Origin of the sequence: Peribacillus sp. R9-11 (genome assembly GCF_031345095.1) — a bacterium.
Lineage (GTDB): Bacteria > Bacillota > Bacilli > Bacillales > DSM-1321 > Peribacillus > Peribacillus butanolivorans.
On the sequence record NZ_CP133763.1, the window covers coordinates 3,822,039 to 3,835,924 of the forward strand.

The window sequence follows — 13,886 nt, forward strand, 5'->3', positions numbered from 1 at the left end:
CTTAGTTCACCCCTAGCGCTTGTAGTAATTCTATCAAAATTGCTACAGCATTCGTTTTAACATGGATAAATTCTTTAACTCCGGCTTCACTTAGTGAGATTTCCAATTCTTCTGTCTGCTTACCGGCTATATAAAGATTAATTTCAGGGAACTGCTTTTTAATTTCTTTGATTGTCGTTTTTGCTAATTCCGAGTAGTCATTATCACTGCCACAAACACAATAGATGGGAAGATTTGTTGATGCTACGTAATCGACTGCATCCTGGATTGATTGACAGCCTGCACTTTCTACTGTTTCAATGCCCCCTGCTGCAACTAGCCCCTTAACAAAATCAGCACGAGGTTTGTAGGATTTAAGTTCTTTTAAATTAATTAATCCGATTTTCGGGGCTTCTCCACTACGTTGTTTAAAAGTTTCACTCCGTAATCTTAACTGTTCGAATTGGACTGAAATGCGCTCCAACGTAATTGGTGTAATCTCCACTGGCTTCTCTACAACCATATATGACACCTGTTTTTCTTGTGTTGGAGTTTTGATCTTATCTGCGGGATTCGGATATACATTCGTTCCGATAATACTTTCTTTTCTTAACGCAGCATTTTGAATTCTTCCTTGGTAAACTTCAACTAAATCTGCCTGTAAGGAGCCGTGCTTAATTGCTTCAAAAATTCCACCAGCTGTATCGATTTCAAGGAACTTCATCCACGCTTTTTCAGCCAGTTCATCCGTCAATTGCTCTACATACCAAGAACCGCCTGCAGGATCGACCACTGTCGTAATATTCGTTTCTTCTTTTAATATCAAGTGTGTATTTCGTGCGATTCTTTCTGAAAAATCATCAGATTCCCCGAATGCATGATTAAATGGATGAATTTGCAAATATTGAATTCCTCCAATCGCAGCAGCAAAAGCTTGATTGGTGGTACGAAGAATGTTGACGTGCTGATCATATAGGGTTTCTGTCAATTCGGACGTTACAGCGTGTATTGCCATTTTAAAATGATGTGGAGCTGTATCAAAGGCTTCAGCAAGACCAGCCCAAAGTCGCCTAGCCGCTCTCAGCTTCGCAATTGACATAAAGTAATTGGAGTCAACTGCAAAAGAAAATACGATTTTTTCTGTAATCTCAGATATAGAAAGCCCTTGTTTTTGACCTTCCAATACATATTGGACAGCTACAGCCAATCCGTAAGCAATCTCTTGAACAGCATTGGCCCCGCCATTATGGAATACAGCAGTATTAACCAGAACTGTCTTTAAATTTGGTCCAACTTTTTGATAATCTTGAACTGTTTTTATCCATTCAGCAAAATATTGGTCTGTATCTTCTGGGAGCTGACCACCAATAAGCCATTCTGCAATTGGATCCTCTGCCAGCACACCTTTCAACTGGGCTTTTTGCAGATCCGCAACAGCTTTGATTTGTGGGAAAAATTCTTTTTGTTTCCCCTTAAGGTCAATGAACACTGGGAGTTCCTTTAACGGGATATTATTAAACAATTTTTCAATTCTTGCCCCCTCAGCAAGTAAACGAGCCGGGTATGCAACGACATTTTGACCGCGCTTAAATGCCGCTTGCATCTTTTCATTTGCCTCATCTGCTGTGATACCGCTTACAGGCTGAACGACAAGCCAAGGTTGTTCATAATAACCTGTCGGAGTAATTCCGCGAGTAAATGGAAAAAATCCCGGTAATTCTGCTGTTTTTGCTGCTGAATCCTCCTTTTCTGTATAGAGTGGATTTAAAGTAATACCCTCATATGTATATGTTTTTAATTTTTCAACACTTTTACCTTTTAAACTGACTTCTGTAGCTTCTTTCCACTCTTCTAACGAAGGTTTAGGAAAGGTTATGTTTTTTACATCTTTCAGTTCCATCTGTAATCGCTTTCTTATCGTTTACTACCCGAATCGCTCTATCCCTTAATAACGGAGACCGAACGCTCAGTCAGTTAATAAGAAAACCGCCCTCCCATCTAATAATCTGAATTATAATAACATTCTACCATATTTTTCTTGAAATTTAAGCTAATAGAAATTAGTACAGTCTGTTGTATAGAAAGTCTATACCATTTCTATTGAAGTACAGTTAGCTGTGTATTAGAACAGCTCTCTATAAAATAATAAGCAAAAATAAAAATTTTGTCGATGTTTTTCTATTTTCCAATAAAAATTTATTAATAAACAAGTAATGAAGCACAGAAAAAAAGGAAGAAACCTTCTAGGCTCTTCCTCCTTCTTCCCTTATTCTAGTAAATAGATGTATTGTCTTCGGTAATCTTTTCGATGATTTCTTTAACTCTTGCAAGGAATCGACCGCATACCAGTCCGTCCAATACACGATGGTCTAGTGACAAACAAAGGTTTACCATGTCACGGACCGCAATCATGTCGTTAATAATCACCGGCCGTTTTACTATTGTTTCGACTTGTAGAATAGCTGCCTGTGGATAATTAATAATTCCCATGGATTGGACGGAACCGAATGAACCAGTGTTATTTACAGTGAACGTACCTCCTTGCATGTCCTCCGATTTTAATTTACCTGCCTTCACTTTAGATGCAAGTTCTTTTATCTCCCTAGCAATACCTTTAATTGATTTTTCATCTGCATTTTTTATGACAGGTACAAATAAGGCATCTTCTGTGGCAACGGCTATTGAAATATTGATTTCTTTCTTTTGAATGATTTTATCTCCTGCCCACATCGAGTTGATTTCCGGAAATTCCGTAAGAGCTTGAGCAACTGCTTTTACAAAGAATGCAAAGTAAGTTAAGTTGTAGCCTTCTTTTTGTTTAAAATCGGTTTTTAGTGAATCACGTAACTTTACCATGTTGCTTGCGTCAACTTCTACCATCGTCCAAGCATGAGGAATTTCATGCTTACTTTTTAACATATTGGAAGCAATCGCTTTCCTCACCCCGGTAACGGGTATTTCCCTGTCCCCAGTCGCAGTCGGAATTATGATTTCTGTACTAGCTCGCTGAGTGACTGGTGAGATAGTCTCTTCGCGAACGGATTCGGGAATAGCCGAAGGAGCATCAGCTTTAGGAAGAGTACCGGATTCAAGAAGTTTCAGTAAATCTTTACGGGTAATCCGTCCCTCACTTCCTGTACCTTTTACTTTGGAAAGGTCAATTCCATGTTCCTGAGAGAGTTTTAATACAGCTGGTGAAAAGCGGGTTTTCCCTGGTGCTTCACTAGATGTGTGAACATCCCTTGTTTCATTTGAATCATTTTTCTCACTATATGACTCTGCTTGACCTTCCGTTTTTTCTGCTTTTACCGTTTCAACTTCAATCGAGCAAATAACTTCTCCTACTGCCAACGTTTGATTTTCGTCTGCTTTCAATTCCTTAATGATACCGGTAAAGGAAGAAGGAACCTCAGCATTTACTTTATCTGTCATCACTTCAGCAAGCGGGTCATATTTAGTGACACGATCCCCTGGCTTAACAAGCCATTTACTGATAGTTCCCTCTGTGACACTTTCACCTAGTTGAGGCATTTTCATTAGTTCCGTAGCCATGATTTGTTCCTCCTACTTATCAGTCATTAAAACTCAGCCAGTTCTCTCATCGCTTTTTCCACTTTATCTGGATTCACCATAAAATGTTTTTCCATCGTAGGAGCATATGGCATGGCAGGAATATCAGGACCGGCTAACCGTTTAATCGGAGCATCCAAATCAAATAGGCAATGTTCGGCAATGATGGCTGCGACCTCACTCATAATGCTTCCTTCTTTATTATCCTCTGTAACCAGTAAGACTTTCCCCGTTCTAGAAGCCGCTTCAATGATAGCTTCCTTATCTAATGGGTACACGGTTCGCAAGTCCAGAATATGAGCAGATATACCATCTGCAGCTAATTTTTCTGCTGCCTGGAGTGCAAAATGCACACAAAGACCATAGGATATGACCGTGATGTCTTCCCCTTCTCTTTTCACATCGGCTTTGCCAATGGGAAGTACATAATCTTCAGTTGGTACCTCACCTTTAATCAAGCGGTAAGCGCGTTTATGTTCAAAGAAAAGCACTGGATCTTCATCTCGAATGGCTGCTTTAAGCAACCCTTTTACATCATAGGGAGTGGAGGGCATGACAATTTTCAAGCCCGGTTGATTTGCAAAGAGAGCTTCAACAGATTGCGAATGATATAGGGCTCCATGAATCCCTCCCCCATAAGGTGCACGTATGACGATAGGACAGCTCCAATCATTATTAGAACGGTATCTAATTTTGGCCGCTTCTGAGACAATTTGGTTTACAGCCGGCATGATAAAATCAGCAAATTGCATTTCAGCTATCGGCCGAAGACCATACATAGCGGCTCCAATTCCAACTCCTGCAATTGCTGATTCAGCTAGGGGAGTATCAATAACTCTGGCTTCACCAAATTGGTCGTATAATCCATTAGTAGCTTTGAAGACCCCACCTTTTTTCCCTACATCTTCTCCCAGTACAAACACACGAGAATCTCTTTCCATCTCTTCCCTCATTGCCATTGTAACGGCATCTATATAAGAAATCACTGGCATTCTATTACCCCCTTACTTTTGTGCATACACATGATTCATAGCACTTTCAGCCTTCGGATATGGAGCATTTTCGGCATAGTCAGTTGCTTCGTTGACTATTACCATCACTTCATCATTCATTTGTTTTTCAAGCGCATCATCCATAATTCCTGTTTCCTTTAAATACGCTCCAAAGGTCTTGATGGAATCCTTTGTCTTCGCTTCTGCCACTTCGTCCGCAGTTCGGTAGCTTCTGTCATCATCATCACTTGAATGAGGGGTGAGCCTATACGAAACCGTTTCAATCAAAGTGGGTCCCTCGCCCCTGCGAGCACGGTCTGCCGCTTCTTTAACCGCTTCGTATACTTCTAATGGGTCATTGCCATCCACAGTTATTCCAGGCATACCATAGCCAATCGCCCGATCCGAAACATTTTCACAGGAAAGTTGTTTCGAAATAGGAACAGAAATCGCATATTTATTATTTTCACACATAAAGATGACCGGAAGCTTATGCACACCTGCAAAATTTGCTCCTTCATGAAAATCTCCCTGGTTGGATGAACCCTCTCCAAATGTGACGAATGTAACTAGATCCTTCCCTTCCATCTTCCCGGCAAGGGCAATTCCCACTGCATGGGGAACCTGAGTCGTTACAGGGGAAGACCCAGTGACAATTCGGTTTTTCTTCTGGCCAAAATGACCTGGCATTTGCCGTCCACCAGAATTGGGATCTTCCTCTTTTGCAAATCCTGAAAGCATCAAGTCCTTTGCGGTCATTCCAAATGTCAGAACCACTCCAACATCTCGGTAATAGGGTAATACATAGTCCTTTTGACGATCCAATGCAAACGCAGCCCCAACCTGAGCTGCCTCCTGTCCCTGACAAGAAATTACAAAGGGGATTTTCCCGGAACGGTTCAACAGCCACATCCGCTCATCAATCCTACGGGACAAAAGCATTGTCCGGTACATATCTAAAACTGTTTCCTCATTTAAGCCTAATTGTTCATGACGTTTTTCTACCATCATAAAACCTCCTGACCTTATTCTTTATGAATGAATGGCAAGTCCATCGACTGCTAACGCTGCCTCGCCGATTGCTTCAGAAAGACTTGGATGTGGATGAATCGTTTTTGCTACTTCCCAAGGTGTCGCATCTAGTACTTTTGCAAGACCTGCTTCAGAAATCATATCGGTTACATGTGGTCCAATCATGTGAACGCCTAAGATATCATTCGTTTTTTTGTCTGCAATGATTTTGACAAAACCATCTGCTTCCCCGAAAACGAGGGCCTTACCTACTGCCCTGAACGGAAACTTTCCTGTTTTAAGGTCATAGCCTTCCTTTTTTGCCTGTTCTTCTGTCAAACCAACACTTGCAGCTTCGGGACTTGAATATACACATTTTGAAATAAGCGAATAATCTATACGCTCAGGTTTATTGCCTGTCATATGTTCAACAGCTGTAATACCTTCATGGGAGGCAACGTGTGCCAACTGCAAACCACCGATACAATCACCGATTGCATAGATATGTGTTTCTTTAGTTTGGAAGAACTCATTGGTTTCGATAAAACCTTTTTCTTTCACTATTTCTGTATTTTCAAGGCCGATTCCTTCAACATTTGCCGATCTGCCTACGGAAACCAGCATTTTTTCAGCTGTGAATTCCTCGGTGGTTCCTTTTATTTCAGCAGAAATAGATACCGAATCTTCTATTTTCAGCGTTTCCGATAATACCTTAGCCCCTGTAACAAACTTGACGCCTTTTTTCGTTAGAAGACGAAGCATTTCATTTGAAATCTCATGGTCCTCAGTCGGGATGATTCTATCTGCATATTCCAGAACCGTTACTTCCACACCAAAATCATTCAGCATCGAGGCCCATTCAATACCAATCACACCCCCGCCTACAATAATAATTGATTTTGGCAAGCTCTCTAGCTTTAGTGCTTCATCAGACGTAAGTACATATTCTCCATCAATAGGTAAACCGGGTAATGTCTTCGGGCGTGAACCGGTAGCAATAATGATATTCTGAGGGATAAGCATTTCATTTTCACTGCCATTATTCATTTCTACGGAAATCGTTCCGGGCATCGGTGAAAATATAGATGGACCAAGTATACGCCCTAAGCCTTCATAAACCGTTATCTTCCCTTGTTTCATTAAGTGTTGAACCCCTCTATAAAGTTGATCAACAATTTTATTTTTTCTGTCCTGCACCTTAAGGAAATCTACATTAACATCCCCGGTGACAATACCGAATTCCTCACTTTTCACTGCAGTCTGATACACTTCTGCACTTCTTAAAAGCGCTTTTGAAGGGATACAGCCTTTATGTAGACACGTCCCGCCGAGTTTGCCTTTCTCCACGACAGCCGTTTTCAAACCTAATTGAGCAGCCCTAATTGCTGCCACATACCCGCCTGTTCCTCCGCCTAGGATAACAAGGTCAAATTCTTCAGCCAAAACCACTCCTCCTCACTATTAAACAGTTGTTACCGTTTTTACTTGCCCTATGTTTATTACGTTATCAATGTTGAAAATTCCTGTGTTTATCAAAAAAAAACACAGGAATCTATATCTTTTACAACTTAAATCATCTTCGTCCATTTAAGATATGCTTTTCATTTTGTAGAAATTGACTCCGTGAATTCCGCATACGTTCAATGCGCTCCTCTGCCATCCTATCAGCTGCTTTATAGGTTGGGATATTATCACGTTTTGCAATCTCAATGACTCGTTCAATGGTATCATAAACCGTTTCCACTTTCTTAAGAGCTCTTTCCCGGTTATAACCTAAAAGCTCATCAGCCACATTTATGACTCCACCTGCATTAATTACATAATCAGGAGCATACACAATTCCTTTTTCATGTATTTGGTCACCATGAACAGGTTCTTTTAACTGATTATTAGCTGCACCTGCAATGACCTTAGCTTTGATTTGATTAATCGTTTGATCGTTTATTACAGCACCTAATGCACAAGGTGCATAAATATCACATTGAACACCATAAATTTCATCAGGATTTACGGCAGTTGCACCAAAGGATTCGACTGCTCTGGCTACACTCTCTTTATTAATATCCGTAACAATCAGCTTAGCGCCCTCCTCATGAAGGTGACGGCATAAGTTATAAGCTACATTCCCGACACCTTGGACTGCAATCACCTTGCCTTCTAGAGAATCAGTGCCGAATGCTTCTTTTGCTGCAGCTTTCATACCCCGATATACCCCGTAAGCAGTAACAGGTGAAGGGTTACCTGAAGAACCGAATGCAGGGGAGATACCTGTCACGAAGTCTGTTTCTTCGTGAATGAGATCCATATCTTCAACCGTTGTTCCAACATCTTCAGCTGTTATATAACGACCATTCAATCCTTGGATATATCTGCCGAATGCACGGAACATTTCTTCATTTTTATCCTTGCGTGGATCGCCGATGATGACCGTTTTTCCTCCGCCTAAATTTAAGCCAGCGGCTGCGTTCTTATAAGTCATTCCTTTTGAAAGCCTTAAAGCATCTTCTATGGCTTCTTCTTCTGTAGCATACGTCCACATCCGCGTGCCTCCAAGAGCAGGCCCTAAAGTCGTATCATGAATAGCAATAATCGCTTTTAATCCAGATTGTTTATCCTGACAGAAAAGAAGTTGTTCGTAATCATATTTTTCAAGATATTTAAAAATTTCCATAAAAGAATCCTCCCTAGATGTTTTTATTAAGTGACAGATAAGAGAGGCTGACAATTACTCCTCATTCTTACTGGGTTACTTCGTTCATGCAAATAATATCCGCTAATTTCATGATATTTTTCCCTTTGGAGAATGGTTCCCGGAAGAAACCCATGTACTATTCAATATGCAAATTACATGCCAATAAAAGGTATCTTTTTACTAAAAACGAATATTCCGGTTAATAAGCGGCCAATAATAACCTTTACATATTTTTTAAATATTTCATGTTAGAAGTTGAACCAATTTACATTAGAATATTTTCTAAAATCATACGCAAATTATTTCACATAATGCAATATTTTGCACGCAAATAACTTCACAGTTCTAACTTTTCCATCTTGTAATATAAATTTCTTACTGAAATTCCAAGGGCCCTAGCTGTAAGTGTTTTATTTCCCTTGTGAGTATATATCGCTTGCTGAATAATTTCGGCTTCATACTGATCTATTATTTCCGAGAGCGGTTTCCCCAATACGTAGGTAGAAGGTTTTGTCACGACTTTATCCTGTTTTAATGGAATCGCCTCGATAAAATCCGGAATATGCTGTATATCTATAATTGTCTCATTTAATTTCATGAAGATAATCGCTCGCCCTAAAATATTTTCCAGCTCTCTTACGTTTCCTGGCCAATTATAGATTTGCATTTTATGGATGGCTGCTTCGGTAATCCCTTCAATACTCCGTCCGTATTCTTGATTGATTTTATTAATTAAATGCTCCGCTAATTCTCGCATATCTTCTTTTCGTTTTCGTAACGGGGTAATGAGAATGGGCATGCGATTTAACCGGAAATATAGGTCTTCCCGGAATAATCCATTACCAATGGCTTGTTCAAGATTAATATTAGTAGCAGCTATTACCCGGACATTGATTGGAATAGGCTTTGTTCCACCAACTCTGATGATTTCTTGTTCCTGCAATACTCGAAGTAATTTTGCCTGAATGTTAGCTGGTAATTCACCAATTTCATCCAAAAATATACTTCCTTGATTTGCCTCTTCAAAATAACCGATTTTCCCGCCTCTTATCGCACCGGTAAAGGCCCCTTCCTCATAACCAAACAGTTCACTTTCAAGTAATGATTCAGAAATTGCCGCACAGTTTACACGTACAAACTTATTAAATTTCCTATCGCTCGCATTATGGATAGCATGGGCAAACAACTCCTTGCCTGTCCCTGATTCCCCTCTCAACAAAACAGTGGCCGGGGTTCTTGCAGATAATTTCGCCTGTTCAACCGGAAGCTTCATTTCTTCAGAAGCTCCAATTATATCATCAAAGGAGTATTTGGCCTGCAAAGTCCTAATAATTTGACGTGCTCGATTCAATTCGTGAGTTAAAGCTTGAATTTCTGAAACATCATGTATGACCCCAACACTTCCTTTTAGACGTCCGTCTACAATAATCGGAGCAACATTAACAATTACTTCCTTATGCTTTGGACCGACACGCATATTGACACCACGAACCGGCTTTTTTGTTTGAAGCACCTTCATATGCATACTTTCACCTTCATAAATATCTATAGAAGCCGGCTTTCCAATCACCTGATTCTTTGTTAAACCAGTAAGTCTTGTATATGCTGGATTGATCAAAAGCCCCCTTCCTTGATCATCAACGACAGATATAGCTTCGTCACTTGAGTGAATAATCGCTTCAAGCATCGTCTGAATCTCTTTTAAATCAGTAATCTGTTCAGCTAATTGTACCGCTTCCGTTTTATCCTTAAACATAGAAAATGCCCCTATAATTTCTTCCTCTGCATTCATTAAAGGGATTCTTGTCGTGATGAAATCCATCCCATTCTCGAGGGTGATCCGTCGATTTTCTTCCCTCTGTTTAGTTTCCATTACTCTCAGTAATCCACTTGAAGGGATGATATCTTTAATATGCTTACCAATCACTGATTCACGCTTTGTATTCGATACTCGTTCCGCACTATCGTTAAACATTATGACATATCCATTGTGATCGATGACTATCATTCCGTCACTGGTTGTATTAAGTATTAAGTCCATTTTTGCTGAAGCATTCTCCAATTTATTTATAAGACGATTTTTCTCTTCAAATAGGTTGGTAAGAATATGAGCGACGATTCCTGGAATGAGTATTGTTTGATCATCCATATCTTTTTTTATCTTATTAAAGACAGACGGATTTCCTGTTGTATCAATAATAATGTCTAAGCCTTTATCTAGCGCACTGCTCCAATTTGATACAGTAGAAATCCCTCGTTCTTTTGCAGCAAGTATACCTTCAGCAGCTTCGTTCGTATCTGCCATACAAACAATTGAGAATTCTTCGATTTCCGAAAGGAGCTTCAACACCGTTGTCCCCCCTACTCCTCCTCCTACTATCATGACTTTTTGCATTTTCATTCCCCCTTTTATTTTGCTATTTTTTTCTCAATTTTTATTATCTCTGCAATTTTTTTCATACTATATACCCTCATTTTACCATATTAGTATCGACTATAAATAGTCACCATCTTCCAGGCTTTTTCTAAGTTCCCGAAACTTGACAAATTTCTTATATCCTTTATCATTTTTTAAAGACGGAATTTTTGGAAGGGATTTGACTGCATGAAACGTTTAATCGCTTTTTTAGTTCTTTTTATTCCTGGTGCCTTCGCTGCCTATGGTATAAAAATAATGCGGGACATGGTCTTTGGTATTTTACAGCCCCCCTACCCAGTCCTTTGGCTACAATTTTTAATTGGGCTGCTTATCACAATTGGCGGGATAGCCTTTATAGCAGGATTCGTTCTTCATCGGGATCGGAAACAAAATAAGGTACAAAGCAGGTTTAATAAATTTTAAAACGCAAAAGAAGGTGCCATGAATGAATCATGGACACCTTCTTTCTTACCTCTATTCAAATTCTTCTCTGACTCGCTTCGCTATCTCTGGAAAATCGGTGATGATGGCGCTGCATCTCAAGCTGTATAATCGTTTCATATCTGATTCTTTATTAATGGTATATGGTCGTACAGGAACACCCGCACACATCGACGATTGAATGATGATATCAGGGGCAGCTCTGATATTTGGATGAATAGCGCTTCCTCCTATTGCCTTGGCATAAATCCACGGCATAAACAGACCATCTCGGTAAAGTGGTGCCGTTTCTATTTCAGGTGCCAGTTGATGACAATTAACTAAACTATAATGATTAAAAGAAGAAATGATTATCCTCTCTTCCATTTCGTAGCTACGAATGAGCCTAATGACTTTCTCTTCTAAACCTGGATATAGAAAGAGGGTATTTTTCAATTCAATAATGCATAAAAGCTGATTATTCTTTAGCCATATCAATAATTCTTCAAGCGTAGGAATTCTCTCATTACCCAATTTCCCTTTATAACTATTGGACGCATTAAAAGTTTTTAACTCCATTAAAGTCCGGTCCTTCACAAACCCAGAGGCATTCGTTGTTCGATTAAGCTTTTCATCGTGAATAATGACTACTTCACCATCTTTCGAGAGCTGAACATCCGTTTCAATACCGTCCGCCCCAACTCGGGCAGCTTCTTTGAAAGCCGACATCGTATTTTCCGGATGGGTTCCTGCTGATCCTCGATGAGCAAAGATTAAGGTCATCATGAAATCTGCCCCTCTCCCTAAAATCGCTATTTCCCCAATTTTATGAAAAGAAACAGAAAATTATTTCACTACGGTTATTTAATAGAAACTAATCGAAATGCAGGTAATTATTTTCTGCATAAAAAGTTCCTTTTGTAAGTTCATTTAATTTTTTTTCCAAACTTTTAATTTGTAATCGGGTATCAGGAAAGGCCATTTGACCAATGGTAATTTCCCCGTCTCCTTTTGAATCGAGTGTATCCATTAATGACTTTCGTTTTTCATCTAATTGAAAAATTTCAGCCGTCAAGCTTTCAAGTTGGCTCCTTGTTTGTTCATATTGATAATTTTGTGCTAAATTCAATTGACCTACAAACATATCATATACTTCCAGCTTTTCCTTTACTAATTCGAGGTTTTGAATTTTGGATTTGTATAGAAGTAATGTTTTATTCAATTCCTCTTTTAAGATTTCGCGGTTAAATCCTTGTACATTAATTATCGTTTTACGTTCCATTCGATTACCAATGACCGCCGCTCTCACTTTTCCATGTGCTTCAATTACCCCGCCGATTAACTTTCCTTTTTTTTCATCTGTGAAGATATTTTTTGCTTTCAGAAAACTTCCCAATGAATAAGAACCAATATGTATATTTTCACCCGCGATTATATGACATTCATTGGCATGCTTTACAAAGATGTTTCTTCCAGCAGAAATTTTCGACACACCCTTACCAAAAATGCCTCCTTTAATGAATACATCACCCACTTTTGACTTGATTTCTTTAACATTACTTACCCCAAGCTCACTTAAAATAGAAATATCCTTGGTTGCTGTTACTGAAAAATTATCAATAATCGCTCCTTTTACGGTCACACTTCCATCAAATTCGATATTCCCTGTTTCAATACCTACATCTCCCTCAATGACTAGGTGATCACCAACAGCAATCTTTCCCCCTCTAAATTCCACAACTCCATTAATTAATGCTCTCAGAATAATCTTTCCATTTTCTTCAATAGCAGCAACTGTTGTTCGATCATAAAGTAGTTTCTTATTCTTCCCTTTATTAGCCAATGCAAATTCTCCTGTTATGCTCCTTCCCATCTTTCCAGTTGTTGGCGGGACTTTTTCTCCTAACCAATCACCGCTTTTTACTTCATCGAGAAAACTCATGTCATAATAATCGGCTTTTCCATCTTCTCGAACCGCTGGTTTTCTTTCCGATTGTTTGAAATAGGTAACCACCGCATCCTTTCCGTGGACCGGTTCTATTCCCTTAGCGATAACTATTGAATCTTTGATTCTAAGTCCATTTTGTAATATATGCATTAAAATCCCTTCTGAAATATTCTCCCTTTGAAGCTCCTTTAAAATATTGTTCATAATTACTGAATAATTCTCTTTCAGATACTCTTTTGAACAATTAAGTTTGACACTAGTTGACATTTTATCTTCAGCTATATCCAACTCTATGGTCGGTTTTTGTTTTCCAATTTGAATTTTCGCTCCACTTGCTTGTGCAAGGGCATCCTTTAAGTCATTAAAATTCTCCAGTAGGATTTGTGGAAATTTTATTAAAATAGGATTTAAATGCAGAATGGAAAAACCCTTTTGAAAAACAGTAATATAAATTATTTCATTTTCCAATTCTAATACAAAATACTCATTTTTCTCATATATCATATATTTCCCCTTTGTGAATATAATTATATATACCTAATTATAATCTAAAAATTGAGAGAAAAAATAAAAACATACATATTTGACTAACTAATAATTCAGATAGTAAATGAAGTAGCAAGATGTTACTGTCTCTGATTACTTCCTAAGAGACTATAACGAACCCCAAACAAAAACGCCTTTTATTTATTGGATTCTTCCTGTAAAATCCAATAAATAAAAGGCGCTTAATTTTTGTAATCGGCAGCGTTAAAAATAATGAAGTTGCTGATTAGAAAAAATCACAAAGCAACTTCTTCATGTCTGCTTATCATCTAGACGGAGAATTACTATATATATTTAGCGGCTCTAGCC

The 13,886-nt window shown here is 38.8% G+C and carries 10 protein-coding genes; 1 reads left to right on the top strand and 9 read right to left on the bottom strand.

Annotated elements, in window-relative coordinates; translation table 11 throughout:
• Position 1: 1 nt before the first annotated feature.
• From RE409_RS18540 to RE409_RS18570, 7 genes are all read right to left on the bottom strand, one after another.
• On the bottom strand, positions 2-1,879 hold the full coding sequence (locus tag RE409_RS18540; RefSeq protein ID WP_201253713.1) for a methylmalonyl-CoA mutase family protein: 1,878 nt from the start codon (positions 1,877-1,879) through the stop codon (positions 2-4).
• A 371-nt stretch (positions 1,880-2,250) separates the two neighbouring features.
• The gene (locus RE409_RS18545; RefSeq protein WP_201223720.1) at positions 2,251-3,531 is read right to left on the bottom strand and encodes a dihydrolipoamide acetyltransferase family protein; all 1,281 of its coding nucleotides are present in this window, start codon (positions 3,529-3,531) and stop codon (positions 2,251-2,253) included.
• A 26-nt stretch (positions 3,532-3,557) separates the two neighbouring features.
• Positions 3,558-4,541: an alpha-ketoacid dehydrogenase subunit beta gene (locus tag RE409_RS18550; protein WP_053346895.1), complete on the bottom strand. Its 984-nt coding sequence runs from the start codon at positions 4,539-4,541 to the stop codon at positions 3,558-3,560.
• A gap of 12 nt (positions 4,542-4,553) precedes the next feature.
• Positions 4,554-5,549 (bottom strand): thiamine pyrophosphate-dependent dehydrogenase E1 component subunit alpha, encoded by a 996-nt coding sequence (locus RE409_RS18555; protein ID WP_201185745.1) that lies wholly within the window; start codon positions 5,547-5,549, stop codon positions 4,554-4,556.
• Between the two features lie 24 nt (positions 5,550-5,573).
• Complete coding sequence (gene lpdA, locus RE409_RS18560) at positions 5,574-6,995, bottom strand: dihydrolipoyl dehydrogenase (protein WP_201185747.1); 1,422 nt, start codon at positions 6,993-6,995, stop codon at positions 5,574-5,576.
• A 130-nt stretch (positions 6,996-7,125) separates the two neighbouring features.
• Positions 7,126-8,223, bottom strand: a complete 1,098-nt coding sequence (gene bcd, locus RE409_RS18565; RefSeq protein ID WP_201185749.1) for a Leu/Phe/Val dehydrogenase — start codon at positions 8,221-8,223, stop codon at positions 7,126-7,128.
• Between the two features lie 358 nt (positions 8,224-8,581).
• Complete coding sequence (locus RE409_RS18570; protein ID WP_309557881.1) at positions 8,582-10,639, bottom strand: sigma 54-interacting transcriptional regulator; 2,058 nt, start codon at positions 10,637-10,639, stop codon at positions 8,582-8,584.
• A gap of 210 nt (positions 10,640-10,849) precedes the next feature.
• On the opposite strand from RE409_RS18570, the gene RE409_RS18575 reads away from it, so the two are divergent.
• A complete protein-coding gene (locus tag RE409_RS18575; protein WP_053346899.1) occupies positions 10,850-11,086 on the top strand; it encodes a DUF2627 domain-containing protein in 237 nt (78 codons plus the stop codon).
• Between the two features lie 51 nt (positions 11,087-11,137).
• Here the strand turns inward: RE409_RS18575 and RE409_RS18580 are convergent, their stop codons facing one another.
• Both RE409_RS18580 and RE409_RS18585 read right to left on the bottom strand, forming a co-directional pair.
• Entirely contained in the window at positions 11,138-11,869 is a 732-nt protein-coding gene (locus tag RE409_RS18580) for a glycerophosphodiester phosphodiesterase (protein ID WP_309557882.1), read from the bottom strand.
• 88 nt (positions 11,870-11,957) lie between these two features.
• A complete protein-coding gene (locus RE409_RS18585; RefSeq protein WP_309557883.1) occupies positions 11,958-13,535 on the bottom strand; it encodes a flagellar assembly protein A in 1,578 nt (525 codons plus the stop codon).
• Positions 13,536-13,886: the final 351 nt, after the last annotated feature.